Here is a 26,126-nt window from a genome sequence, read left to right as displayed (position 1 = left end):
GACACGAATTTCGTGTCTTTTTTATTTTTGTGGAACAGAAAGACCGTAAAAAAACATAGTGACTATATCTTGTATATGTTTTTCTCGATCTCCTTCAAGAAGTTGTGCCCCGAAATCATCGCCTAACTTAGTGAACATTTGAATGTAAAGTAACATCATTTCTTTTGAAAGGTGTGGATTAATTTCATTTTTTTGCTGTGCTTGTTCTAATATTTCTAAATACCAAGGCAGGATTTTTTCGTTTTGATAACTATAAATAAATTCTCTGAGCGCTTCGTCTCTTTGCATCATTTGTAGTAACATATCAGGCTGAAATAACCCGCCAGTATTCATTTTTCTTACAATCATTTTTTGCATCATATCATGAAAAGGTAAATTTTCTTCTGCAAAATCTTTATAATATTGAAATTCAGATATTATAAATTCTTGTATAAGCTCCCTAAATAACGCATCTTTACTTCCAAAATGATTATAAATTGTAACTTGAGAAACGTTTGCTTTTTTTGCAATATGTTCTATTTTCACTTCATTAAATCCACGTTCTGAAAATAATTTAAAGGCCGCATCTTTAATGGCACGTTTTTTCTTTTCTTTCACTTTTTCAAAGCCGTTCAAAGCAATCACCTCATTTAAAATATACAAGAAAAAATAATTGAAAACAATATTTTTGAAATATGGACATATAAATATTTCAAAAAGTTGTTGCGAATATGAAAGATGAGGAGTACAATAATTTTGAAATATCACACATTAAATATTTCAAAAAATGAGGTGGGCTTATGATTTCAGTTCAAAATGTCACAACACAGTTTTCAAATGGGAAAGGCTTGTTTGATATTACATTTGAAGTGAAAGAAGGGGAAGTTTTTGGCTACTTAGGACCAAATGGTGCAGGGAAATCAACAACAATTCGTAATTTAATGGGATTTATAAAACCGACAGCTGGTAAAGCGACAATTTTCGGATTAGATTGTTGGGAAGATGCTGCGAAAATTCAAAGAGAAGTTGGCTATTTACCAGGAGAAATTTCTTTTATTGAAGGAATGAATGGATTAGAGTTTTTAAGTTTGATGCAAGGAATGCGTGGGCTGAAGGAAACGAAGAGACGTGATGACTTGATAGAGCGTCTGCAATTCGATGTGAAAACACCAATTCGAAAAATGTCTAAAGGAATGAAACAAAAAGTAGGGATTGTTGCTGCATTTATGCATGATCCAGAAGTACTAATTTTAGATGAACCGACATCAGGACTCGATCCACTTATGCAACAAGTGTTTATAGATTTAATATTAGAGGAAAAACAAAGAGGGAAAACGATTCTTATGTCATCGCATATTTTCACTGAAATTGAGAGAACTTGTGACAGAGTAGCTATTATTAAAGATGGACGTCTTGTAACGGTAGAAGATATTCATGATTTACAAGGAATGCGAAGACAAGTAATAGATGTAACAGTATCATCTCAAGAAGAAATAGAGTCTCTTAAACAATGTGATTTGCAATTTGAAGGAGTGAAAGGTAGAGAGGCGTCAATTATTGTGCAAGGAAATTATCAAACTGTTTTACAAATACTTTCAAACTACAATGTAACTGCACTACAAACGAGAGCGACGGATTTAGAACATTTATTTATGCATTATTACGATAAGAAAGAAGGGGTAAAGCATGAATAAGCAACTATTTTTAGCTAGTTTGAAAGAAACGCAAAAAAGTATTTTGAGTTATGCTACTGGTGCAGCTCTTTATTTATGGTTATTAATTTGGATATTCCCATCGATGGTTTCAGCGAAAGGGTTAAATGAATTAATAAGTGCCATGCCTGATAGTGTGAAAAAAATTGTTGGCATGGAAAGTCCAATTCAAAATGTAATGGATTTTTTAGCTGGTGAATATTATAGCCTATTGTTTATTATCATTTTAACAATTTTTTGTGTCACGGTTGCAACGCATTTAATTGCTCGTCATGTAGATAAAGGCGCAATGGCATACTTGCTAGCAACACCTGTATCTAGAGTGAAAATTGCAATCACGCAAGCTACTGTTCTCATATTGGGGTTACTAATCATTGTAATTGTCACTTATGTAGCGGGTATATTAGGTGCAGAATGGTTTTTAAAAGATAATAACTTAAATAAAGAATTATTTTTGAAGATAAACGTAGTTGGAGGGCTAATATTTTTAGTCGTTAGTGCTTATTCATTTTTCTTTTCTTGTATATGTAATGATGAAAGAAAAGCACTAAGTTATTCAGCAAGTTTAACTATCTTATTTTTCGTATTAGATATGGTAGGTAAATTAAGCGATAAGTTAGAGTGGATGAAAAATCTATCATTATTTACGCTGTTTCGTCCGAAAGAAATTGCTGAAGGAACATATAATATATGGCCGGTAAGTATAGGCTTAACTGTTGGAGCGCTTTGTATCTTCATATTAGCAATTGTAGTGTTTAGGAAGAGAGATTTACCGTTATAGAGTAGAAAGTCCACTATATGAGTGGGCTTTTTTGATGAGGAGGAAACTAGTGGATCATTTATTCCGGGTTCAGCTAAATGTACATGATATTGAAAAGTCATTATTGTTTTATGAAGAAATATTTGGTTTAAAGTTGTATAAAAGAAGTATGAATGCAGCACGATTTAATCACGATCAGTTTTCTCTATTATTAGCTAATGATTCAACATTGAATGCAAATCACTATTTTTACAATCGAAAAGAAATGAAGGGGAATGGCTTTGAGCTAATTATTGTTGTCGACCGAATTGAAGACGTATATGAACGTTGTAAAGAGAAGCGATGCACAATACAAGAAGAGATTCAAACTTATCCATGGGAGATGAGGGGATTTAAGGTTCTGGATCCAGAGGGATATTTCCTTAGGATTACATCTGAGTAAAGGTAAACATGAAGAATGTTTACCTTTTTTTATGGAAATATTCGAAAAAATGAACCTTTTTCTAGGCTCAACCGTCTAATACATGTAAAGTTAAATTTGAAGTGAGGATGAAACAGGAGGAGCAATTGTGAAAGTAATCCCTTTATATAAAATGATTGTAAAAGAAGAAACAGATGTTTCCTTAGCGAAAAAAGGTGATCATGAAGCGTTTATGGTCCTTATACATACAGAGAAATTGAAGATGTATCGTATTGCAAAGGCTATGTTACGTGATGAAACAAATATAGAGGATGCGATACAGACGACAATTTTAAAGGCCTATGAAAATATAAAAAAATTAAAAAAAGAAGAGTTTTTTCAAACTTGGTTAATTCGAATTCTAATGAACGAGTGTAACAATATTATCAGGTCGTATAAAAAGGTAATTGTGACAGAAGAGAATGATTACAATATGGGTGCATGTGATCAGTATGAAGATATAGATTTGTGTAATGCGATTCAATCGTTACATGAAGAATTAAGAGCTGTTACGGTGCTTTATTACTATGAGGATATGAATCAAGATAGTATTGCGAAGCTTTTAGAAATACCAAAAGGAACAGTGAAATCGAGATTGTCACGTGCGAGAGAACAACTGCAAAAACGATTAAAGATGGAATAGGGGGTGTATAGGATGGATAATGAAAAATTATTTGATGAGAAATTAAAAAAGAGAATAAAAGATGAGAATATTATAGTACCGCCAGAATTAAATGAAAAGATAAATGATGCAATACATAATCTTCCAGTAAAAAAGAAAGGTTACAGAGTTTATATGATGGTTATGAGTGCTGCTGTTCTAGCACTTTCAATTGTGTCTATGTCGGAGTTTTCTGATCAAATTTTTGCTCAAAACGGCGGAGTATTTGAATATGTAAAGAAAAAGGCGTTTTCAGATTATGAAAATGAAGAAGAAATAAAATTGAACGTAAATTATCCAGATAAAGAAAAGATTCATCAAAAGATGCTAGATTCCATTGATCATTTTAAAAATATTTCAGGACAATTTGAGGAATATTCTAGCTCATCAAGAATTGCTACAACATATAAGTATGCGATTGATACGGAGAAACAAAGAGGTACTTCTTCGAAAGAAGATAAACTAACGAAAAAACGAACAATTATATATAATGAGGGCACGAAAAAAGAATTTGATGATGAGAATTACACATATAAAGAGACGAAATGGGGCCCTAAAGAAAGAAACAATGAACTATTAAAATTAAATCCTACGGAAAGGTTATTGAGAAAATCAGGCGAGAAAAAAAGATATGATGATGAATATGTAGGATTCACGAAGTATAGTATTCAATCAGAATTTGCTGATCTATTAATTCGATATAAAGATTGGAATTATAAAGAAACGAAGTATCTTGGACTTGATTGCTACAAAATAGAAGGAACAATAAATATAGAAATGCCTGTAAGTACATCTGAAGATTTAAGAGGGAAATTTGAAATGGTTGTAGAGAAAAATACAGGGATTATGCTAAAATTCCTTAGTTTCCACGAAGGTATGATTCAATATTCGATTACGACTGAATGGATACAAATAAACAAAGGATTGAAAGAGACTGCATTTCAAAAGGATAGCGCTAATTATGAAAAAATGAAAAACATTTTATCTGAATAAAAAGGGGGTAACTATATGGAGAATAACTCTTCTTCAAGAGAAAAGAAAAATAAACGAAAATATAAAAAGACAATGATAATAAGTGTATTGTTAGGAGTATTACTATTTGGCGGAGTTGGGTACGGTGCTTATGTATATATGAAAACTTCTAATCTCGTACAAAAATCTAATTTGAACTTATCGCGTGGTGAAAAATCAAATTTACGTGAGAAAGCTGTAAAGCCAATTACACACAACGTATCAATGTTAATTATGGGAATTGATGAAAATCAAGAACGGCAAAAGGGCTATAATGGTGCATTTCATACGGATGCATTATTGTTAGCTACGTTTAATAAAGAAGATAAGACAGTGAAATTAATCAGTATACCAAGAGATACTTATACATATGTTCCAATCGAAAAGAAAAAAGATAAAATAACACACGCATATGGAAGTGGTTTCGTTAAAAACGGAAAAGATGGAGGGCCACAAGCTTCCGTTGAGGCAGTAGAGAAGTTACTGCAAGTACCGGTAGATTATTTTGTGAAATTTAATTTTGGGTCATTTATTAAAATTGTTGATGGGCTCGATGGTGTTGAGGTAGATGTCCCGGTTGAATTTACTGAACAAAATAGTAAAGATGAACCTGATACGATACACTTGAAAAAAGGGGTTCAGAAATTAACGGGGGAAGAAGCACTTGCTTTGGCGAGAACTCGTCATATTGATAGCGATGCAATGAGAGGACAGCGCCAACAACTTGTTATTGAGGCGATTTTAAGTAAATTAAAAAATGTAGGGTCTATTACAAAAGTTGAGAAAATGGTTGAGGCCGTTGAGGGTGATTTTAAAACAAATTTAGCACTGGATGATATTTTATCTTTTTATAAATATGGTTTAGATTGCTCAGTTGAGAAGATTCAGCTAAATGGCGATGATTTATATTTACCAAATGGCCCAAATGGGCAACGGGTATATTATTATAATCCTAATAAAAAAGACTTACAAAATTTGAGTAATACACTCAGAACACATCTTGGATTAAGTGAGAAACAAATTGAGGAAAATTAAAGCAGATCTTATATCTGCTTTTTTTGTTTAATAGTATATCTTTTATATTTAATTGTTATATACTATTTAAAAATTATACATAATAGTGTAACATAATAACAGGGGTTCAAGTTAAATAGCAAGGGGGCTATCACATAAAATAAATGATTGTCATCGGTAGAAATAGTATGGGGGAAATGAAAGAAACAGGGGAGTATTGAAAATGAAAATTGTAAAGAATTTAACATTCCAAGTTATTGTGGCAATTATTTGTGGTATTGCAGTAGGAGCGATTTGGCCTAGTGTTGGACAAGAAATGAAGCCAATTGGTGAGACGTTCATTAATATGATAAAAATGGTCATTGCACCAATTATCTTTTTAACAATTGTGCTTGGTATTACAAGTATGGGAAGTATGAAAAAGGTAGGACGCGTTGGTGGGAAAGCGTTATTATATTTTGAGATTGTTACAACTTTTGCTCTTGTCATTGGTATTATCGTAGCGAATGTCGTACGTCCTGGAGATGGATTAGATCCTTCAAAGTTAAAGGGTGGTGATGTTTCACAATATGTACAAAGCGGGCAAGAAATGCAATGGATGGACTTCTTTTTACATATCGTGCCTTCTAATATGTTTGAGGCATTTGCAAAAGGTGATATATTACAAGTGTTATTCTTCTCCATTTTATTTGGTGCAGGGTTAACGATGTTAGGGAAAAATGGACAACCTGTTATTGACTTTTTTGAAAGATTATCGAAAGTATTTTTTAACATTTTATCAATTGTAATGAAATTAGCACCGGTTGGAGCATTCGGTGGAATGGCGTTTACAATTGGTAAATATGGTTTAAGTACACTTATTCCACTTGGTAAATTAATGATTTGTGTATATGCGACAATGGCATTATTTGTTTTTGTTGTTTTAAATTTTATTTGTAAACTGTATAAATTTAGTTTGTGGAAATATTTAGTGCATATTAAAGAAGAATTACTTATTGTTCTGGGGACATCATCATCAGAATCAGTACTGCCGCGAATGATGACAAAGATGGAAGACTTCGGGTGTTCGAAGCCGGTAGTAGGTTTAGTCATTCCAACAGGCTATTCTTTTAACTTAGATGGAACAACGATTTATTTATCAATGGCTACTATATTTTTAGCTCAAGTCTTTCACGTCGATCTTTCACTAGGTCAACAATTAACTATAATAGCTATTTTGTTAGTTACATCTAAAGGGGCAGCAGCAGTAACGGGCGGGGGATTTATTGTACTAGCATCTACTTTATCTGCGATGAATGTTATTCCGTTAGAAGGGCTAGCACTTTTACTTGGTGTAGATCGTTTCATGTCAGAAGCACGTGCTATCGTCAATTTAATTGGTAACGGTATTGCGACTGTAGTTGTTGCAAAAAGTGAAAATGAATTTGATGATGAGAAGTATATGAAAGTAGTAGAGGAAATGAAAAGAGAGAAAATGGCCGGATAAAAAGTCAGCTTTGCTGACTTTTTTTATTTTTGTAGGAAAAGAGTTTCTAAAAATATACATTATTTATTAACAATAATTCACAGATATTTAATGTGTAAATATAATAAAGACTATTAAAATGGCACATTTATATGAATGAGCAATAGAATTTGAACATTATATGGAATTTTTATGAATATTACTGTAAGAAAATAATTTTTTAAAAATTTTTAATAATAATACTTTACAAATTTAAAAAAATTAGTAGAATAAGAAGTAGTAAGAATCGTCTGATAAATATATAAAGAAAAACAGAATTATCAGAAAATTCTTAAATAGATATCGTTTAGAATTAGGGAGGGTACAAAAAATGAAAAAGAAAAAAATGAAAAAACTAACGGCAGTTGTAGTACCGGTTTTAGCAATGAGCATGGCACTAACAGCATGTTCTACATCAGGCGGAGATAAAAAGACAAGCACAAACTCAAACTCAAGTGGAGATAGCAAGTCAGGGGAAAAATTAGCGGCAAAACAAGTTTTAAATCGAACAGTAACACAAGAGATTCCAACGATGGATTCTTCAAAATCAACTGATACAGTATCTTCACAAATGCTAGGGAACACAATGGAAGGATTATATCGTCTTGATAAAGATAATAAGCCTATTCCAGCTGCTGCAGAATCTAGTACGAAAAGTGAAGATGGTAAAAAATATACATTTAAACTACGTAAAGATGCAAAATGGTCAAATGGTGATCCAGTAACGGCGAAAGATTTCGTATATGCTTGGCAACGTCTATTAGATCCAAAAACGGCTGCTGAGTATGCATTTATCGCTTTCCCAATTAAAAATGCAGAAGTAGTTAATAAAGGAGAAAAACCTGTAGCTGAACTAGGAGTGAAGGCGATAGATGACCTTACACTTGAAGTTGAGTTAGAGCAGGCAGTACCGTACTTCTTAAACTTAGTAGCATTCCCATCGTACTATCCATTAAATGAAAAATACGTAAAAGAAAAAGGGGAGAAGTTCGGTTTAGAGTCTGATACAACAGTTTATAATGGACCGTTCGTTCTTAAAGATTGGAAGCATGAACAAGGATGGCAATTAAAGAAAAATGATCAATATTGGGATAAAAAGACTGTAAAACTTGAAGAAGTTAACTTCAGTGTTGTTAAAGAGCCAGCAACTCTTATCAATTTATATGATAGCGGACAAGTTGATTTCGCTTTATTAAACGGAGAGTTCGTTGACAAATATAGAAGTAAGAAAGATGAATTTGGCACATATTCGCAAGTAAGTACGTACTTCATTCGTATGAACCAAAAACGTGCTGGACAAGACACGCCATTAAAGAGCAAAAAATTGCGTGAAGCAATTGCACTATCAATTGATAAAAAGAATTTAGCAAACGTAATTTTAAATGATGGATCAAAAGAAGCTGACTTCTTAGTACCAAAAGGATTAGCAACTGGACCAGACGGTAAAGACTTCCAAGAAACATTTAAAAACGGCTTGAAACCAGATGCTAAAAAAGCTGCAGCAGCTTGGGAAGAAGCGAAAAAAGAGCTTGGCAAAGATCAAGTTACAATTGAATTCTTAAACTATGATACTGGTAATGCGAAAAAAGTTGGAGAATATGTAAAAGATCAAATTGAGAAAAACTTAAAAGGTGTAACAGTTAACATTAAACTTCAACCATTTAAGCAAAAACTAAAATTAGAATCTGAGCAACAATATGATATTTCATACGGTGGTTGGAATCCAGATTATGCAGATCCAATGACATTCTTAGATATGTTTGAGTCTAAGCATTCTCATAACCAAATGAGCTTCTCAGATCCTAAATATGATACAATGGTGAAGAAAGCTGGTACTGAATTAATGGGTGATGCGAAAAAACGTTGGGAAGAGTTAGGAAAAGCTGAAAAAACATTACTTGAAGAAGATGTAGCGATTGTACCTTTATATCAACGTGGAGATTCTTATGTTTTACAACCAAATGTAAAAGGTGTAGTAAAACATAATATCAGTCCAGAATTTAGCTTTAAGTGGGCATACGTGACTGAAAAATAATAGAGTTAAAAAAGCATTTTAAAGTAGCTTAGCTACTTTAAAATGCTTTTTTTAGTTCAGTTAAATAGAGAAGAATAAGGCGTATAGTACGTACATATAGTAGATGGGGGATAAATCATACTAATTTATGAAGATAAAAATCAGAATATTTAAAATAAAACTATTTACAAATGTGAAAAAAAGAGTAGAATAACATTAGTTATAATTTTCTGAAAAGTAAATCATTAACAAGGGGTCTCTCAAGGGTTGGTAATGTACATATAATTAGGGAGGGTATAAAAATGAAGAGAAAAAAGATGAAAAAGTTAACAGCGGTTGTAGTACCAGTTTTAGCAATGAGTGTTGCATTGACAGCATGCTCTGGATCAGGTGGGGAGAAGAAAACGACTACTACATCTAATAGTGGGGAAGAAAAAAAATCTGATATTAAATATGCAGCGAAGCAAGTATTAAATCGTACGGAAAACCAAGAAATTCCGACGATGGACACTTCTAAATCTACTGATACGTTAGGGGCACAAATTTTAGGGAACACAATGGAAGGATTATATCGCCTTGATAAAGATAATAAGCCTATTCCGGCTGCTGCAGAATCAAGTACGAAAAGCGAAGATGGTAAAAAATATACGTTTAAACTGCGTAAAGATGCGAAATGGTCAAATGGAGATCCTGTAACAGCGAAAGATTTTGTATACGGATGGCAGCGCTTACTTGATAAAACCACAGCGGCGGAATATGCATTTATTGCTTACTATATAAAAAATGCAGAAGCGATTAATAAAGGAGAAAAACCTGTAACTGAATTAGGAGCGAAGGCGGTAGATGATTACACGCTAGAAGTAGAATTAGAAAAACCGGTACCGTACTTCTTAAATTTATTAGCATTCCCGTCATACTATCCATTAAATGAAAAGTTTGTAAAAGAAAAAGGAGATAAGTTTGGTTTAGAAGCAGATACAACGGTGTATAACGGGCCATTCGTTATGTCTTCATGGAAACATGAACAAGGATGGCAGTTGAAGAAAAATGATAAATATTGGGATAATAAGACCGTGAAATTAGAAGAAATTAATTATAGTGTAGTAAAAGAAGTTGCTACGAAAGTAAATTTATATGATACAGGATCAATTGATTTCACACTACTATCAGGAGAGTTTGTAGATAAATATAAATCGAATAAAGATGAATACGGTGAGTATGCAGAATCAAGTACATTCTTCTTACGTTTAAATCAAAAGCGTAACGGACAAGATACACCGTTAAAGAGTAAAAAACTTCGTGAAGCAATTGCATTATCAGTTGATAAAAAAGGTTTAGCAAATGTTATTTTAAATAATGGATCAAAAGCAACAGATCAATTGGTGCCAAAAGGGCTTGCGACAGGACCTGACGGTAAAGATTACCAAGACACGTTTAAAAATGGTCTGAAACAAGATACAAAAAAAGCAGCAGCTGCATGGGAAGAAGCGAAAAAGGAGCTTGGAACAGATCAAGTTACAATTGAATTACTAAGCTATGATGATGGAACTGCGAAAAAGATTGCTGATTATGTTAAAGATCAAATTGAGAAAAATTTAAAAGGTGTAACGATTAATACGAAAATTCAGCCGTTCAAACAAAAATTAAAATTAGAGTCAGCGCAAGATTATGAAATCTCTTATGCAGGCTGGAGCCCAGATTATGCGGATCCAATGACATTTATTGATATGTTTGAATCGAAGAGCCCATATAACCAAATGAGTTATTCAAACCCGAAATACGATGAAATGGTACAAAAAGCAGGTAATGAATTACTGTCTGATCCGAAGAAACGTTGGGAAGCGTTAGGGAAAGCAGAAAAATTATTCCTTGAAGAAGATGCTGGATTAGTACCTTTATATCAAACAGGAAGATCATATGTAATGAAACCGAATGTAAAAGGCATTGTGAAACACAACATCAGTCCAGAATATAGCTTTAAGTGGGCGTATGTAACTGAGGATGGCGGAAAGAAATAACATGAAAGCATTTCAAAAGTGGCTAATATGCTTTTGAAATGCTTTTTTTAGTATAAGGAGGATAAGGCTTATTGAATTTTTGAGAAACGTTGAGGACACATTTGAAAGTTTACTGTAGGCTATTAGAATGAAATTCAACGGTTGGAAAGATAAATGATAGTAAAAGATTTCATATGAATAAGGAAAATATAGAAATTAGAAATAGAGAAGAATAAGGATGGGGATGTTTACATATAGTAGATGGGGGATAATTCATATAGTAGTAATAGTAAAATAACAAGTTACTATCATAAAAAAATAAATATTTAGAAAATTTATAAAACTACTTTACAAAACTCGAAAAAACAGTAGAATATTAATTAATAAGAATTTTCTGATAACTAAAGTTAATAGAGAATCTCTAACTGTTAATATCGTACATATAATTGGGGAGGGTACAAAAAAATGAAGAGAAAAAAGATGACAAAATTAACAGCGGTTGTAGCACCAGTTCTAGTAATGAGTATGGCATTAACAGCTTGCTCTGGATCAGGGGATAAAGAGAAGGCAAGCACAACGCCGAAAAGCGGCGAAAAAGAAGGCGGAAAATTAGCTGCAAAACAAGTACTTAATTTAACAGAGAGCCAAGAGATTCCATCTATGGATTCAGCAAAAGCGACAGACCAAGTATCGTTTCTTGCTTTAAACAACGTAATGGAAGGGTTATATCGACTTGATAAAGATAATAAAGCAACACCAGGGGTTGCTGAATCATATAAAAAGAGTGATGATGGTAAAAAATATACATTCACATTAAATAAAAATGCGAAATGGTCAAATGGAGAACCTGTAACGGCGAAAGATTTCGTATATGCTTGGCAACGTGCGGTAGATAAAAATACAGCAGCGGAATATGCATACATTATGTTTGATTTAAAGAACGCAAAAGCAATTAATGATGGGAAAGCACCACTTGATACGTTAGGTGTAAAAGCTGTAGATGACTACACATTAGAGGTAGAATTAGAAAATCCAGTTCCTTACTTTGTAGAATTAACTTCATTCGGAACATTCTATCCGTTAAATGAAAAATTCGTAAAAGAAAAAGGAGAAAAATACGGTTTAGAAGCAGATACAACGTTATACAACGGACCATTTACATTAACAGACTGGAAACATGAAGAAGGTTGGAAGTTAAAGAAAAATGCACAATACTGGGATAATAAAACAGTTAAGTTAGATGAAATCAACTTTAACGTAGTAAAAGATAGCGGTACACGTGTAAACTTATATGAAAGTGGACAAATTGATCGTGCGGCACTTACATCTGAAATGGTTGACAAATATAAATCAAATCCGGACTTCTTTACACAAAAAACACCGTCAACGTACTTCTTACGATTAAACCAAAAACGTGGTAATCAAGATACAGTATTAAAGAGCAAAGATTTACGTTTAGCGATTGCAATGGCATATGATAAAAAAGGCTTAACGAATGTAATTTTAAATGACGGATCTACACCTGCAGATTACTTAGTACCAAAAGAATTTGCGAAGAGTCCAGATGGAAAAGACTTCCGTAAAGAAAATGGAGATATTTTAAAAACAGATGTGAAAAAAGCAAAAGAGCATTGGGAAAAAGCGAAAAAAGAGCTTGGAAAAGAGCAAGTAACGATTGAGCTATTAAACTACGATAGCGATAACGCGAAAAAAGTAGGTGAGTTCTTAAAAGGAGAGCTTGAGAAGAACTTACCGGGCTTAACAGTGAACTTGAAAAACCAACCGTTTAAACAAAAATTAAAATTAGAATCAGATCTAGATTATGATTTATCTTACGCTGGTTGGGGACCTGACTACTTAGATCCAATGACATTCATTGATATGTTCGTTACAAATGGACCTCATAACCAAACTGGATATTCAAATCCGAAATATGATGAAATTGTAGAAAAAGGAAAAGGCGAGTTATTAACGAAAACGAAAGAGCGCTGGGATAGCTTACTGAAAGCTGAGAAAATGCTACTTGAAGATGCTGCAATTGCACCGTTATATCAACGTGGTGATGCTCTTGTTCAAAGAGCGAAAGTAAAAGGTATTATTCACCATCCAGTTGGTGGAGATTACAGCTACAAATGGGCATATATTTCTGAAGATAAGTAAAAGAGAGGGCGCGCGATGCGCCCTTTTTTTTATGCACTTTTCTCCCTTTCTGGAATATATAAAATAAAAAAGGGAGAATCCCATGAAACGAAACACATACATCGATTTTCTAGCTTATTACGGAATAGGGAGTGCTCATCCTGGTGGTTTTACGTTAACAAAGCAATTGCTATCTCAATTGCCACTTAGACACGGAGCAAATGTTCTTGAGATAGGTTGCGGCACGGGGAAAACAGCGGCGTATATGACAAAAGAATTGGGTTATAAAGTGACAGCGGTTGAAAAGAATGAAATTATGATTCAAAAAGCGAAAGATAGATGGTTGTTTAATGGTTTAAATATACAATTGATTCAAGGCGATGTAGAAGGATTACCGTGTTTAAATGATTCATTTGAGCTTGTACTTGGAGAATCTATACTCGCTTTTACAAATAAAGAAAAGGTTATTTCGGAATGTTATCGTGTATTACAGAAGGATGGAAAGCTTGTTGTCATTGAAATGATTACCGAAAAGCATATTGAGAAGAAAGAGGAAGAAAAGATTGGACAGTTATACGGTATGAAAGAATTATTAACTGAAAATGAGTGGATTCATTTATTTAAAGCAGCAAATTTTAAAAGAATTACAATTGCGGGCGGCGGAACTATTGCAGAAACAGTTGCAGGACATAGGGAAGAGCTGGAGTGGAATGTATCACCGTTTATTCCAGAAGAATTGTATGAGGCGTGGGTACAACACGAACAAGTACTGCTTATGTACCAACATATTTTAGGTCATCGCATTTTTATATGTGAAAAATAGAGAAAAAGAGTTGGCTAAAAATAGTCAACTCTTTACTATTGTTAGATGAAAAATAATGCAGCCAAAGTAATTCCAAAAATAAAACCAAATCCGAGTTCAACGCCCCAGCCACAACCGCCGCCACCCCAGCCACAACTATTGCAACCACGACCACCGCATCCACAGTCACTAAATCCACTACTGAATCCACCACCGCATCCAAATCCACAGTTATCACATCTGCTAATACCACCGCAAATATCACATCCACCGTTTGAATATGCGTTATAGTATCCGAATCCTGTATCAAAAGCTGAGCGCTGTTGCATTGGTTCAATCCAAACAGAATCGTTTGTTACATCGATTATTTTGCCTAAGTGAATGCGACCATCACGATCTTCAATTCGAACAACTTTACCGAAATAACGTTGGCATGTATCATAACATCTTTTTCTATGCATGTTCTTTCCTCCTTCCGTATTACCGTAATACGATATGTAAGCAGGACAAGTGCGGCTTGTACGAATGACCTATCTATCATAATTGTTATACGAAAGGGGAAATATACGAACAGGATACAGGATACATAACGAGGAGGAAGAGAAATGAAATCTACAGACCAATTTCAGACGTACGAAGTTCCTTGGGAAGAATTTATTGAAGCATTGCGGGGGGAAATAAAGAAACAAGTGGGGGCGGATATTATTGATACGGTCATATGTAATTTGAAGGATGGTTTTGAAGTGTATACATATGTGCAAGGAGATTTAGATTTTGAATATAAGGAGGCGCTTGAAAGAAAATACGGAAGCGATGCGAAGATACCTAACTTACTAACTGTTATGCTGTTAGCTAGTATTTACAATACAAGTGAAGAGAATATACGTTTACATGCAGATCAAAAGGAAAATCCGATTGTTGAAGTATACGTGAAAAAATGAAGAGTGCGCTAATTATAGCGTGCTTTTTTATTTCTTGTATTGAAAAGAAAATCAAACTTTAGTGGTGGAATTTATAGTGGGAAAAGTATGAAAGCTATGTGTTATTTTAGATATATATATAATAAGGAAAAAACTCAAAATATAATATGGGAGTAGTTCATTTTTGTTTACATAATGTACTTGTTGTGAACTGTTGTCCTAAAATACAAGTCATATATCTTGTTTCCTCTCATAAATTTAAACATAGGAATTTGTCTACAAAGGTGGCGAAGCCTCATCATGAAAATTCGAATTTGTGCCACGTTCATGCTGTTTCTATTTATATGTTTACCTTTTTCAGTTTTTGCAAAAGGAGAGGAGGCAAAAGAAAGGGTCGTTTCACTTGTATATGATGATTCGGGCAGCATGAGAAATAACGATCGCTGGAAGTATGCCAATTACGCCTTGCAAAGTTTAGTTGCGCTATTAGATGAGAAAGATAAATTTTCTTACGTTCCAATGAGTAAGCCAAATGATCCGTTAAACATTTCGTTAACAAAGGATCGAAGGCAAACAGAAATTGATGGGATCGGCGCGTGGAAAACATATTTAAATACTCCATTTAGCGCAGTAGAAACGGCGATGCAATCTATAAAAAAGGAAGCAGATATAGATGGAAAACGTGAATTTTGGCTTATTGTATTAACTGACGGGGCATTTAATGATTTGGAGAAAGATAAGGTTGGCGGAAAAGAACAAATTACACAGAAGTTAGCACAGTTTAAGAAAGAAATGGATTCGAAAAAGATCTCTTTACATCCAGTCTTAATCACGATGGAAGAGGATTTAGGGCAGCAAGAAAAAGAACAGCTAAATATGTTTAAAGAAATATGGAAGAAAGAGATAAATGGTGTTACGATGCCATCTAGTGGTGAGGATGGCATTGTAAAAAGTGTAAATCAAGTGGCAGCATTGGTTGCCAATCGTGACCCTTTCTCCTCGGTTGAAACAATTGTCAAAACGAAAATAGTAGGGCAAAAAATAGAAATTACAACGCCGTTCCCATTAAAGCGTATGACGCTTGTACGACAATCATCGTCTTTGTCTAATTATAAAGTTATGCAAATTTCTAAACCGTTACAAGTGCAGTCTTCTTTTTCCATACATGCACCAGGAGAAGCTAAATTATTCGGAAATATTGTGCATGTAAGTACAGCGAATCAGGAAGTGATTAAACCAGGGACATATACGATAGAAGTGGATCAAGATATTGAGAAAGAAGGGTTACAAGTACTTGTTGAACCAGCGCTTAATTATACTCTTTCTACGTATGACAAAGATGATAAAGATAGAAAAAATGTTGAGAAAATGTACGAAGGAGTAACGGCTGTTATTGAAGCAAAACCTACGGAGCTACCAATTCAAATTTCTTATTTTGAAGCAGAAGTAGAAATAGACGGAAAGCAGTATCCGATGAAGTGGGATGATAAAAGACATTTATTTTATTATGAGACAAAAGTTGGCAAAGAGTTAGTACGCGGAAAAGTTCATATGAACATAAAGGGATTTTATAGGCAGACGAAAGAATTCAAGATTGAATCAACTGAAAAACCAAAATTAACACTTCAAACTGTTACAAAAGGTTACGAAGAAAAGGTAACGAATTTGGAAAATAGTAAACCATTTATTTTACAGCCGCAGTTAGATGGTAAACCGATGACAGAAGAGGCTGTAAAGAAACTATTAAAATCTACTGGTGTCACATCCAATCAATCAATCAACTATGAAGTAAAACAACATGATAATCAAATTTACGTTTATCCTCGACCTTATTACTCCGACACATTCAATTTTACAGATACAGGCACCGTAGAAGCTACCATCACGATTAATGATTCAAAATTACAAGAAGTAAAGGAAAAGATTGTACTTCATATAGAAAATGCGCCATTTTTTGAGAAATATGCGCTCATTTTTAAATTTGTAATTCCTATCACTTTATTACTTTTAGTAGTAGGAATTATTATTTTAGGATGGATTGTTCGTCCGAGATTTCACCGAAAAGCATTATTATATTATGAATGGGATCAAGAAGTAGCGAAAGATTGGCTTTATCAATCCGAACCAGAGTTACTTAAAAATAAATGGTGGAAGCACTATTTTGGTATTCCATTCCGAGCAGAAAGAAAGACGGTGCAATCTGTAACATTAATAGCGAAAAAAGGATCGAAATCTATATTTGTAGCGAAAGAGTCACAAGTAGTTGGGATGATTATTGATGGAATGTTTATAACAGAGGATGAGGTAGGGATGGAACATAAGACGCTGTATCCAAATGAACTTTTAGTAATTGATAGAGGGTATGGTAAGGAAATTTACAGGTACGAATGTGAATAGTGGATAGGGATAAGAGCTGGTGGGTTCTTTGCGCTCTTTCCCCTTTATTTTAAACAAGCAAGAATAGGAAGGTGGTTCACATGACATTACAAGTTCCAACGATATTAATTGGTTTAGGTGGAATCGGTAGTACTGTGACACATCAAATATATGAAAAACTGCCTGAGGAGCGCCGAAAAAAGGTAGCAATGCACGTATTTGATACAGATGTGAATACATTGAGTAAATTTGATCATATTCGAAAGTTTAAGACGCAAACGAGCTCGAGTAAAACACCGAGGGAGTATATTGCAGGAGATCCAACGATTCCGGAGTGGTTTCCGATGGACCCGACTATACTTGATAAACCATTAACAGAAGGGGCCGGACAGTTGCGCGTCATTTCACGTTTAGCATTACGTGCAGCGATGAAAGAAGATAAGCTGACATCGTTTTGGCAAGAAATCGAGAAGATTTTTCCGGTTACAAGTGATCAGACAGAATATGGTGTACGTGTCATTATTGTAACGTCACTAGCTGGCGGAACAGGTTCAGGGATGTTTTTACAAATCGCATTATATTTGCGTGAAATGCTTCGGAAAAAATTGCAGCATCACAACATTTTAATTCGCGGTGCGTTTTTAATGCCAGACGTTTTAGTGAAGACGAGAACGGTTAGTGCGAAAGAGTTTGAAACGGTGCAAGCAAACGGCTATGCCTCGTTAAAAGAATTACATGCTATTACACTCGGCTCTACCGGTGAATTATCAAAACGAGGCGGCGTCACGATTGAATTAGAATATCGTCCTGATCAAGTGGATGAAGATGGAAGAACGAATCATACGATAAAGCAGCATCATTTACCGTACAATTATTGCTTCTTATATGATTATGAAAATTTACATGGGCACCATTTGCACAATTTATCAGATTATATGGAGCAAATGGCAAATACAATTCATTTACAGTTATTTAGTCCAATGTCTGCAAATCATTTTGCACAAGAAGATAATCAAATTCAGCAATTGGCAGAATCGAGCGGGAAAGGTAGATATTGCGGAGCAGGAACGGCAAAACTTATTTATCCGTATGAGCACGTTTTGAAATATTGTGCTTTAAAATGGGCGGTTCAAGGTTTAGATGAATCTTGGCTTCATTTAGATCAACTGTTTCAAGAAAAGAAGCAAAGATACGACCAAGATGTCAAACGTGGTATGCAGCGTGAAAAGCCAGAGCGCGGGAAAAGTTATTTAGAAGATTTAGAGCATCTTGCTACTCGTCCAGAGCAGGCCCATATTTTTTATAGACAAATGTTCAATGAAACGCGTGAAGGAGCAGAGGGCGGTAAGGTCGGTGTCGCAAAGTCTAAGTTGTTTTTAGAGGCTGTTGAAAGCTATGTACACCGTACAGTGCAAAAAGATGAGGAATTAAACCGCCTGCAGCATGAGTGCAAAATATCAGCTGCGAAACTTAAAATAATGGAACAAATGAAAGGTGAAGTAGCGAGAGTTGATCATGCAGTTCGTTTATATGCGTATGCGATTCCAAGCCGTGTACATGAACATGTAACTACCCTTTTATATGATATGATCGAATCAGATCGCTTTACACCGAGTGGCTCAGAAGGACAGTCGTATCAATTAAATACATGGTTTTTAAAGAAAACGGATCCTGTCCATCCAGTCGCATCACGTTTTATGCTGTATGAAATTCGAAAGCAGTTAGTAGAGAAGATGAATCGACTACATGAAAATAATGAACAAAAGCGTAATTTAATTCAAAACTACGATAAGAAATTTAATGTGAGTAATATTGATGGAACGGTAACGGCTGTTCGCCGCGTTGAAATTGCTCAGCAACAAGGCTGGGTCGGGAAAATGTTTTATAATCAGCAACGTTTGTTCAAAAAAGAATTTGAAGATATCGTAACGCAATATGTGCACAAATTAAGTGAGTATCGTAAAGAAATGTTGTTAGAACTCGTGTATCAATCGCTATACCAAGCAGTTGATAAAATGATTCAATATTGGGAAAGATTTTTTGATAACTTACACGAAACACGTGAAAATTTATTGTTTGAAATTCAAAAGCGAAGCAAAGAATTTGAGGGGAAAACGAACCCGACGAATGTATACGTATTAGCTGAAGAGAAATTGCAAGAAAAGATTTGGCAAGATATGCAGCAACATTTAAATTTAGGTGTATTACCGAAAGATATATCAGCAGAAATTTATATGAGCTTGTACGGGGAATATTGTCGTGATGCGAAAGCCGAAGAAATTCAGTCGAAAAAGGTTGAAGACTTCTATCGTGAACATATATTGAGTTATTGTTATGACGAACTTCAAGTGCGCTATCGTGACAAATTAGAGCTTAATATCGTTGAAGCACTGCGAAAGGAAGCAGATTTCAAGAAGCGTGATCGTGATGAATACGTTCGTGAAAAAATTGAAGATCTCTTCCATTTAGCAAGTCCGTTCGTTCCGAAAGTTTCTCATCATAGAGAATTACAATATTGGGGCGTACACCCTTCTTTGAAACAAGAATTGCAAGAAGAGTTATTGCAAGAAATGTTTAAAGAAAAAGATACGGTAAACGAGGCGTTTTCACCATTTGAAGTGATTTGTTATCGTGCTCATTACGGATTATCGCTACAAGATTTTCCTAAGCTTTCATCTGGGCATATTGCAAATGGCTTTATGAATGATAAAGGTGATTACTTCCAATCGTATTATCGCCGCGTGAACAAATTAAATAGTAAAAAATCTAGTTTGACGCCGCATTTAGATAAATATTGGCACTTGCCAGCCTTTATGCCAGACTTGAATGCAACGCAAACGAAGTTAGATTACGATAAATGTAATCGTGCTCTTCTATACGCGTATATGTATCGCTGGATTAGTTTAGTTGCTGTTGATGGACAATTCGTGTATCAATATAATGGTGTCGGCCGTAGCTTTTTAATCCAGTCGATGGGGAAAAATATTTCAAACGAAAGTTATAAGTTGCACAGAGCATTGCTTCATAATCCGTTTATTTATGAAAACATCTTGTCCCGGTTTGAAGAAGAACAAGAAAAGGCAATGATACAAGGTGGGCATTTATATACACATCCATTTGTATTAGGTGCTCAAGATATTAGATGGCTTCGTAAAGAGCATGTCCATAATATTTTAGATATGATTTTAATGTATGACCGTGAGGCGAAATATGACCCGACGTTAGAAGAAACATCTGACGATTTGTTAAGGCTATTCCTTGATGAAATTGAGCTGTATTTCCAAAATTACTACGGAACAGGCGCGGATATGGTTGCGAAGAAAGAAAAAGAGATGTTTATTAAGCAATTGTGGGATCGTTCGTATGCGAAAGGGTATGTAGATCCAAATAGTGTACCTTATAAAAAATGGCAAAACTTATTACATGTCCAAGATGAAGAAGAAGCACCAAAAACGAATGTATAATGAGCGAAAAGGGAATCCTTAAGAATGGCAATACAACTTTAGAAAAGAGGGATTCCGATGCCGTTTTTAGGGAGTGTATATCAAATATTTGGATTATATCCAGAAATTTATTATGGAATGATTTCAGCAGAGATTGCAGAGCAACAAATGGAAGAACAAAAAGAACAAGAAAATCATGAGACTGAAGTATAAAACCATGCAGGCTACTCGCCTGCGTGGTTTTTTCGTGTTACAATAAAGCGAATTTTTTAAGGGAGAGAAAGAGATGAAATGGATTTATTTTATTATTATCAACGTTATAGCATTTAGTATGATGGGGCTTGATAAGCGAAAAGCAAAGAAAAGGCAGTGGAGAACGCCAGAAAGTACGTTATTTTTATCAGCTGCAGCTGGAGGGGCGGTTGGAGCTTGGATTGGTATGTATATGTTTCATCATAAGACACATAAAAGTAAATTTGTCTTCGGTATTCCAGTGCTCGTTATTATAACAGTAGGAGTGTTTTTATACATATAAGGGATTTGTAAGAGGAATGTCGAAAGAAATGCAGATTGAATATTGGTAAAGTAAGTATGTGAGACCTTATAATGAAGAAAAAAAGAGAAGAGGAGAACAGGGAAGATGGGGAGTCAAACAGCAGAGCAAAAGCAGGGGATTATATATGCGGCGGGTGCGTATACGATGTGGGGAGTCCTTCCGATTTATTGGAAATGGGTGGAGGAAGTACCGGCAGATGAAATATTAGCGCATCGCATCGTTTGGGCATTTGTTTTTATGTTGTTAGTTTTAGGAGTAACGAAGAGGTTTCGTCAGTTTGGTGGGGAGTTAGTGGCCCTTTTTAAACGACCTAAATTATTAATGTCATTAACAATTGCTTCGGTACTTATTAGTGGAAACTGGTTTGTATACATATGGGCAGTAAATCATAACCATGTAATCGAAGCGAGTCTTGGGTATTATATTAATCCACTTATAAGTATTTTACTTGGTACAGTTGTTTTAAAAGAGAAGCTTAATTTTTGGCAATATGTTGCGGTTGGTTTAGCTGGATTAGGTGTTGTTATTTTAACGGTACGTTTCGGATCAATTCCATGGGTTTCTCTTTCACTTGCTTTTTCATTTGGATTATATGGATTAACGAAAAAATTATTGAATTACGACGCAACAATCGGGCTTACGATGGAAACGATGTTAGTGACGCCATTTGCACTTATATATTTGTTTATGACAGGAGTGCATGGTTTCGGTTCGTTCGGTTCTATTTCGGCAATATCAACGGTTCTTTTAATAGGTGCGGGTATTGTTACAGCATTACCACTCTTTTATTTTGCTAAAGGGGCACAACTTATTCCGCTCTATATGATAGGATTTTTACAATACATCGCACCGACTATTAGTTTAATTTTAGGTGTGTTCGTTTTTGGTGAACATTTCACATCTACTCATATGATTGCGTTTTTCTGTATATGGATTGCTTTATTGGTCTTTTCAATGGCAAAAACAAAGTTTCTACTACAGAAACAACCAAAATTTATTAAAAATAAATCAGCAAAAGTATCATAATGCGTAGTATTTTCTACGCATTTTTCTTTATACTTATATTATATAGAAATTCCATTATAGTCAGTGAGGAGCTGAAAAACATGGAAACAATTTTACATAATGATCCACTTATAGCAGCTATAATTTCTTGGTTTTTAGCACAGTTAACGAAAGTCGTTTTTAAATTAATAAAAACAGGCGAGTTTGATTTTGCTAAGTTTTTCGCTTCAGGTGGAATGCCAAGTTCGCATGCTTCGACTGTTACTGCACTTGCTACAGGTGTCGGAGTGGTGGAAGGAGTGGAGAGTCCAATATTTGCGGTTACCGCTATTTTTGCCATTATTGTTATGTATGATGCTTCAGGAGTAAGGCTTGCGGTAAGTAAGCAAGCGAAAATATTGAATGATTTTTTTCATGGTAGACAAACAGAATATAAAAAGTTAAATGAGCTCGTTGGACATACACCGTATCAAGTTGTTGTTGGTGCACTATTAGGAATTGTTGTCGGGGTTGGGTATTGTTTGTAAGCAGAATGTGTAATACACGTTCTGCTTTTCTTTATTTTCATACATATTTAGCTAGTTTTTCGAATATCGTATACGGACTTAGAAAGGGTGGGTGAGCGGTGTGCTACTATATGACAAAGTGCGTGAGGAGATAGAGCGGAGAACGACTGCACTTCAAACGATGCAAAGACAAGACGGAACGTGGGAATTTTGTTTTGAAGGAGCTTTGCTAACGGATTGTCACATGATTTTTTTACTCAAATTATTAGGGCGAAATGAAGAAATAGAACCGTTCGTGAAAAGGTTAGCATCTCTTCAAACAAATGAAGGGACTTGGAAATTATACGAAGATGAAAATGGAGGGAATTTATCCGCGACGATTCAAGCGTATGCTGCTTTACTTGCTTCGAAAAAATATTCGAAAGAAGATATGAATATGAGGCGAGCTGAAATGTTTATTAAGGAACACGGGGGAGTTTCTCGTGCACATTTTATGACGAAGTTTTTATTAGCGATTCATGGAGAATATGAATTTCCTACGCTTTTTCACTTTCCAACGCCAATCTTATTTTTACAAGATGACTCCCCTCTCAGTATATTTGGGCTCAGCAGCTCAGCGCGTATACATTTAATTCCGATGATGATTTGTATGAATAAGAGATTCCGTGTAGAAAAAAAGTTATTGCTAAATTTAAATCATATTGCAGGCGAAGGTGGACAATGGTTTCGAGAGGAGCGATCTCCGTTGTTTCAATCGTTTTTAGGTGATGTGAAAAAGGTAATATCTTATCCGCTTTCTTTACATCATAAAGGATACGAAGAAGTAGAGCGCTTTATGAAGGAGCGTATAGATGAAAATGGAACATTATATAGTTACGCGAGTGCTACGTTTTATATGATTTATGCTTTGCTTGCATTAGGGCACTCTATTCAGTCTCCCATTATTGAGAAAGCTGTGGCGGGATTAAAATCTTATATATGGAAGATGGACAGAGGAAGTCATTTGCAAAATTCTCCTTCTACCGTATGGGATACCGCTTTACTTAGCTATTCATTGCAAGAAGCTAATGTAATAAAAGAAAATAAGATGATTCAAAAGGCGACGGAATATTTACTACAAAGACAACAAACTAAGAAAATGGATTGGAGTGTCCACGCACCGTCCATTATAGCTGGCGGCTGGGGATTTTCAGATGTGAATACAACGATTCCTGATATAGACGATACAACGGCTGCTCTTAGAGCGTTAGCGCGAAGTAGAGGGAATAGTAAAGTAGATGGTGCATGGGATAGAGGCGTCGGATGGATAAAAGGATTGCAAAACAATGATGGAGGCTGGGGAGCTTTTGAAAGAGGTGTAACGAGCCAGTTACTAGCGAATTTACCGATTGAAAATGCAAGTGATATGCTAACTGATCCGTCTACACCAGATATTACAGGTAGGGTGTTAGAGTTTTTCGGAACGTATGCGCCGAATGAATTGTCTGAAGAGAAAAAAAAGAAAGCAGTCAAATGGTTAATGAATGTACAAGAGTCGAATGGGTCATGGTATGGGAAATGGGGGATATGCTATATATACGGTACATGGGCAGCAATGACAGGCTTACGTGCATTAGGAGTGCCTTCTACTCATCCATCGTTGAAAAAAGCAGCTTCATGGCTCGAGCATTTGCAGCATGAAGACGGAGGGTGGGGAGAATCCTGTCAAAGTAGTGTAGAGAAAAAATTTATTTCTTTACCTTTTAGCACGCCGTCACAAACAGCGTGGGCGCTTGATGCACTCATTTCTTACTATGATCAAGAAACACCAATTATTCGAAAAGGGATTTCATATTTGCTCGCGCAGCCTACTATGAATGAAAAATATCCTACTGGTACAGGGTTACCGGGTGGCTTTTATATTCGGTATCATAGTTACGGACATATATACCCATTGCTCGCTTTGGCACATTATATAAAAAAATATAATAAATAAACCGAGAGTAGCTCTCGGTTTATTTTTCGGGTAGTAGGTCCCTGTTGAAAAGAATAAGGAACGTTGTAGTGCCTTATTTTTCTGATGACTGGCGTTTTTGACGTGCATCAGCGGCATTTGCACGTGCGTTTGCTTCTAAGTCATTGTGGTCAGCGAGTTCGCGAGAGAACTCAACATCAATGCCATCAGCAGCTTTGTTTCGGTTTGCATTTTTATTTTTCATTCGACACAATCTCTTTGTGTTTTATCCCGCATAACGGGTAGTAAAACTCCCACCTCAAAATTCAGATGGAACAAAGAAGATAGGTGGGAGATTAACTGCCCGTAAATGCCCGATTGGTGAAGGCCAATAATCAGTGGGGGATGAACAAACTCCCCACTGATTAAAGTTTCACTTTATGCGACGTTGCAAAGTTAGTTTGACACAAATAGACTTTTTTATACAAAGAGGATTTGGAAAGCATAGAGCCGAAATATACAGTATAGCTAATAGAAATGGGGGATAGGGATGGACTTGTTAAATGGAAAAACAGCAGTTGTAACAGGTGCTGCGCAGGGGATTGGAAAAGAAATCGCACGGGTTTTTGCAAAATTAGGAGCTAAAGTATTAATTAGTGATGTAAATGAAGAGAAGCTACAAAAAACGACACGTGAGTTATCGGATGAAGGATATGAAGTGAGCTTATATCGATGTGATGTGAGCAATCAAAATGAAGCGAAGTCGTTAATTGAATATGCGGTTCAAAAATTTGGTACACTACATATTTTAGTGAATAACGCTGGGGTTACAAGAGATGCAATGTTACATAAGATGGAGAAGTCTGCTTGGGAGCAAGTATTACAAGTGAATTTAACTGGCGTTTTTTATTGTATGCAGCCAGCACTTCTTTATATGAGACAACAAGGATATGGGCGTGTTATTAATATATCTTCAATTAGTAGAGAAGGAAACATAGGGCAGGCAAATTATGCAGCTACAAAAGCAGGGGTTGTAGGTTTAACAAAAACAGCAGCGAAAGAGGTTGGGAGTTTTGGTATTACGTGTAATGCGATTTGTCCAGGATTTATGGATACTGATATGACAAAAACAATACCAGATAAAGTAAAAGAGAAAATGGTTGGAGCGATTCCAGTTGGAAGAATTGGAACACCGGAAGACATTGCAAATGCAGCGGCTTTTTTAGGATCAGAATATGCATCTTATATTACGGGAGAAGTATTAAACGTGAGCGGGGGACTGCAGGTTTAAAGGAATACATAATGAGAAAGAACCTGATCGGATAGATCAGGTT

At 35.2% G+C, this 26,126-nt stretch carries 23 protein-coding genes; 20 read left to right on the top strand and 3 right to left on the bottom strand.

All coding sequences use genetic code 11. From position 1 onward, the window contains the following. Positions 1 to 21: 21 nt before the first annotated feature. Positions 22 to 615, bottom strand: coding sequence for a TetR/AcrR family transcriptional regulator (locus tag JDS80_RS07855; protein WP_199637943.1), 594 nt, complete (start codon positions 613 to 615; stop codon positions 22 to 24). A 164-nt stretch (positions 616 to 779) separates the two neighbouring features. Here JDS80_RS07855 and JDS80_RS07850 point away from each other — a divergent pair, with 164 nt between their 5' ends. The 11 genes from JDS80_RS07850 (at position 780) to JDS80_RS07800 (ending at position 14,074) form a co-directional block, all read left to right on the top strand. Then, positions 780 to 1,673, top strand: coding sequence for an ABC transporter ATP-binding protein (locus JDS80_RS07850; RefSeq protein WP_199637941.1), 894 nt, complete (start codon positions 780 to 782; stop codon positions 1,671 to 1,673). Continuing rightward, positions 1,666 to 2,472 (top strand): ABC transporter permease subunit, encoded by an 807-nt coding sequence (locus JDS80_RS07845; protein WP_071747655.1) that lies wholly within the window; start codon positions 1,666 to 1,668, stop codon positions 2,470 to 2,472. The genes JDS80_RS07850 and JDS80_RS07845 overlap by 8 nt, the downstream gene beginning before the upstream one ends. A gap of 49 nt (positions 2,473 to 2,521) precedes the next feature. Then, entirely contained in the window at positions 2,522 to 2,893 is a 372-nt protein-coding gene (locus JDS80_RS07840; protein ID WP_199637939.1) for a VOC family protein, read from the top strand. Between the two features lie 127 nt (positions 2,894 to 3,020). Then, entirely contained in the window at positions 3,021 to 3,554 is a 534-nt protein-coding gene (locus JDS80_RS07835) for a sigma-70 family RNA polymerase sigma factor (protein WP_071747653.1), read from the top strand. A 12-nt stretch (positions 3,555 to 3,566) separates the two neighbouring features. Then, on the top strand, positions 3,567 to 4,565 hold the full coding sequence (locus tag JDS80_RS07830) for an anti-sigma factor (protein WP_199637937.1): 999 nt from the start codon (positions 3,567 to 3,569) through the stop codon (positions 4,563 to 4,565). A 15-nt stretch (positions 4,566 to 4,580) separates the two neighbouring features. Beyond that, positions 4,581 to 5,618 (top strand): LCP family protein, encoded by a 1,038-nt coding sequence (locus JDS80_RS07825; protein ID WP_199637936.1) that lies wholly within the window; start codon positions 4,581 to 4,583, stop codon positions 5,616 to 5,618. Between the two features lie 202 nt (positions 5,619 to 5,820). Beyond that, complete coding sequence (locus JDS80_RS07820) at positions 5,821 to 7,083, top strand: dicarboxylate/amino acid:cation symporter (RefSeq protein WP_199637935.1); 1,263 nt, start codon at positions 5,821 to 5,823, stop codon at positions 7,081 to 7,083. A 349-nt stretch (positions 7,084 to 7,432) separates the two neighbouring features. Then, positions 7,433 to 9,136 (top strand): peptide ABC transporter substrate-binding protein, encoded by a 1,704-nt coding sequence (locus JDS80_RS07815; protein WP_199637934.1) that lies wholly within the window; start codon positions 7,433 to 7,435, stop codon positions 9,134 to 9,136. A gap of 281 nt (positions 9,137 to 9,417) precedes the next feature. After that, complete coding sequence (locus tag JDS80_RS07810; protein WP_199637933.1) at positions 9,418 to 11,133, top strand: peptide ABC transporter substrate-binding protein; 1,716 nt, start codon at positions 9,418 to 9,420, stop codon at positions 11,131 to 11,133. A gap of 444 nt (positions 11,134 to 11,577) precedes the next feature. Further along, positions 11,578 to 13,272, top strand: a complete 1,695-nt coding sequence (locus JDS80_RS07805) for a peptide ABC transporter substrate-binding protein (protein ID WP_199637932.1) — start codon at positions 11,578 to 11,580, stop codon at positions 13,270 to 13,272. A gap of 82 nt (positions 13,273 to 13,354) precedes the next feature. Next, a complete protein-coding gene (locus JDS80_RS07800; RefSeq protein WP_199637931.1) occupies positions 13,355 to 14,074 on the top strand; it encodes a class I SAM-dependent methyltransferase in 720 nt (239 codons plus the stop codon). A gap of 41 nt (positions 14,075 to 14,115) precedes the next feature. Here the strand turns inward: JDS80_RS07800 and JDS80_RS07795 are convergent, their stop codons facing one another. Continuing rightward, positions 14,116 to 14,514, bottom strand: coding sequence for a hypothetical protein (locus JDS80_RS07795; RefSeq protein WP_199637930.1), 399 nt, complete (start codon positions 14,512 to 14,514; stop codon positions 14,116 to 14,118). 144 nt (positions 14,515 to 14,658) lie between these two features. Here JDS80_RS07795 and JDS80_RS07790 point away from each other — a divergent pair, with 144 nt between their 5' ends. From JDS80_RS07790 to JDS80_RS07755, 8 genes are all read left to right on the top strand, one after another. Further along, a complete protein-coding gene (locus tag JDS80_RS07790; protein WP_071747644.1) occupies positions 14,659 to 14,994 on the top strand; it encodes a hypothetical protein in 336 nt (111 codons plus the stop codon). A 279-nt stretch (positions 14,995 to 15,273) separates the two neighbouring features. After that, on the top strand, positions 15,274 to 17,370 hold the full coding sequence (locus JDS80_RS07785) for a vWA domain-containing protein (protein ID WP_199637928.1): 2,097 nt from the start codon (positions 15,274 to 15,276) through the stop codon (positions 17,368 to 17,370). A gap of 80 nt (positions 17,371 to 17,450) precedes the next feature. Then, positions 17,451 to 20,813: a tubulin-like doman-containing protein gene (locus JDS80_RS07780; protein ID WP_199637926.1), complete on the top strand. Its 3,363-nt coding sequence runs from the start codon at positions 17,451 to 17,453 to the stop codon at positions 20,811 to 20,813. A 57-nt stretch (positions 20,814 to 20,870) separates the two neighbouring features. Beyond that, positions 20,871 to 21,005, top strand: a complete 135-nt coding sequence (locus JDS80_RS07775) for a hypothetical protein (RefSeq protein WP_001116171.1) — start codon at positions 20,871 to 20,873, stop codon at positions 21,003 to 21,005. Positions 21,006 to 21,078: 73 nt separating this feature from the next. Further along, positions 21,079 to 21,327 (top strand): DUF1294 domain-containing protein, encoded by a 249-nt coding sequence (locus JDS80_RS07770; RefSeq protein WP_199637924.1) that lies wholly within the window; start codon positions 21,079 to 21,081, stop codon positions 21,325 to 21,327. Between the two features lie 105 nt (positions 21,328 to 21,432). Beyond that, the gene (rarD, locus tag JDS80_RS07765) at positions 21,433 to 22,374 is read left to right on the top strand and encodes an EamA family transporter RarD (RefSeq protein ID WP_199637922.1); all 942 of its coding nucleotides are present in this window, start codon (positions 21,433 to 21,435) and stop codon (positions 22,372 to 22,374) included. An 80-nt stretch (positions 22,375 to 22,454) separates the two neighbouring features. After that, positions 22,455 to 22,880 (top strand): divergent PAP2 family protein, encoded by a 426-nt coding sequence (locus JDS80_RS07760; protein ID WP_199637920.1) that lies wholly within the window; start codon positions 22,455 to 22,457, stop codon positions 22,878 to 22,880. A gap of 100 nt (positions 22,881 to 22,980) precedes the next feature. Then, positions 22,981 to 24,834: a prenyltransferase/squalene oxidase repeat-containing protein gene (locus JDS80_RS07755; protein ID WP_199637918.1), complete on the top strand. Its 1,854-nt coding sequence runs from the start codon at positions 22,981 to 22,983 to the stop codon at positions 24,832 to 24,834. 73 nt (positions 24,835 to 24,907) lie between these two features. Here JDS80_RS07755 and JDS80_RS07750 read toward each other — a convergent pair whose 3' ends face one another. Further along, positions 24,908 to 25,057 (bottom strand): YfhD family protein, encoded by a 150-nt coding sequence (locus JDS80_RS07750; RefSeq protein ID WP_199637981.1) that lies wholly within the window; start codon positions 25,055 to 25,057, stop codon positions 24,908 to 24,910. A gap of 285 nt (positions 25,058 to 25,342) precedes the next feature. On the opposite strand from JDS80_RS07750, the gene fabG reads away from it, so the two are divergent. After that, entirely contained in the window at positions 25,343 to 26,083 is a 741-nt protein-coding gene (fabG, locus tag JDS80_RS07745) for a 3-oxoacyl-ACP reductase FabG (RefSeq protein WP_199637916.1), read from the top strand. Positions 26,084 to 26,126 lie beyond the last annotated feature (43 nt).

Origin of the sequence: Bacillus cereus group sp. N8 (genome assembly GCF_016483685.1) — a bacterium.
Taxonomy (GTDB): Bacteria; Bacillota; Bacilli; order Bacillales; family Bacillaceae_G; genus Bacillus_A; species Bacillus_A proteolyticus.
This window is presented reverse-complemented; position numbering and strand designations above follow the sequence as displayed.

Coding starts and splice junctions, on each gene's coding strand:
- JDS80_RS07795 (WP_199637930.1), bottom strand. CDS start 14,514: ATGCATAGAAAAAGATGTTATGATACATGCCAACGTTATTTCGGTAAA.
- JDS80_RS07780 (WP_199637926.1), top strand. CDS start 17,451: ATGACATTACAAGTTCCAACGATATTAATTGGTTTAGGTGGAATCGGT.
- JDS80_RS07790 (WP_071747644.1), top strand. CDS start 14,659: ATGAAATCTACAGACCAATTTCAGACGTACGAAGTTCCTTGGGAAGAA.
- JDS80_RS07810 (WP_199637933.1), top strand. CDS start 9,418: ATGAAGAGAAAAAAGATGAAAAAGTTAACAGCGGTTGTAGTACCAGTT.
- JDS80_RS07815 (WP_199637934.1), top strand. CDS start 7,433: ATGAAAAAGAAAAAAATGAAAAAACTAACGGCAGTTGTAGTACCGGTT.
- JDS80_RS07820 (WP_199637935.1), top strand. CDS start 5,821: ATGAAAATTGTAAAGAATTTAACATTCCAAGTTATTGTGGCAATTATT.
- JDS80_RS07760 (WP_199637920.1), top strand. CDS start 22,455: ATGGAAACAATTTTACATAATGATCCACTTATAGCAGCTATAATTTCT.
- JDS80_RS07845 (WP_071747655.1), top strand. CDS start 1,666: ATGAATAAGCAACTATTTTTAGCTAGTTTGAAAGAAACGCAAAAAAGT.
- fabG (WP_199637916.1), top strand. CDS start 25,343: ATGGACTTGTTAAATGGAAAAACAGCAGTTGTAACAGGTGCTGCGCAG.
- JDS80_RS07825 (WP_199637936.1), top strand. CDS start 4,581: ATGGAGAATAACTCTTCTTCAAGAGAAAAGAAAAATAAACGAAAATAT.
- JDS80_RS07750 (WP_199637981.1), bottom strand. CDS start 25,057: ATGAAAAATAAAAATGCAAACCGAAACAAAGCTGCTGATGGCATTGAT.
- rarD (WP_199637922.1), top strand. CDS start 21,433: ATGGGGAGTCAAACAGCAGAGCAAAAGCAGGGGATTATATATGCGGCG.
- JDS80_RS07850 (WP_199637941.1), top strand. CDS start 780: ATGATTTCAGTTCAAAATGTCACAACACAGTTTTCAAATGGGAAAGGC.
- JDS80_RS07805 (WP_199637932.1), top strand. CDS start 11,578: ATGAAGAGAAAAAAGATGACAAAATTAACAGCGGTTGTAGCACCAGTT.
- JDS80_RS07800 (WP_199637931.1), top strand. CDS start 13,355: ATGAAACGAAACACATACATCGATTTTCTAGCTTATTACGGAATAGGG.
- JDS80_RS07830 (WP_199637937.1), top strand. CDS start 3,567: ATGGATAATGAAAAATTATTTGATGAGAAATTAAAAAAGAGAATAAAA.
- JDS80_RS07775 (WP_001116171.1), top strand. CDS start 20,871: ATGCCGTTTTTAGGGAGTGTATATCAAATATTTGGATTATATCCAGAA.
- JDS80_RS07785 (WP_199637928.1), top strand. CDS start 15,274: ATGAAAATTCGAATTTGTGCCACGTTCATGCTGTTTCTATTTATATGT.
- JDS80_RS07770 (WP_199637924.1), top strand. CDS start 21,079: ATGAAATGGATTTATTTTATTATTATCAACGTTATAGCATTTAGTATG.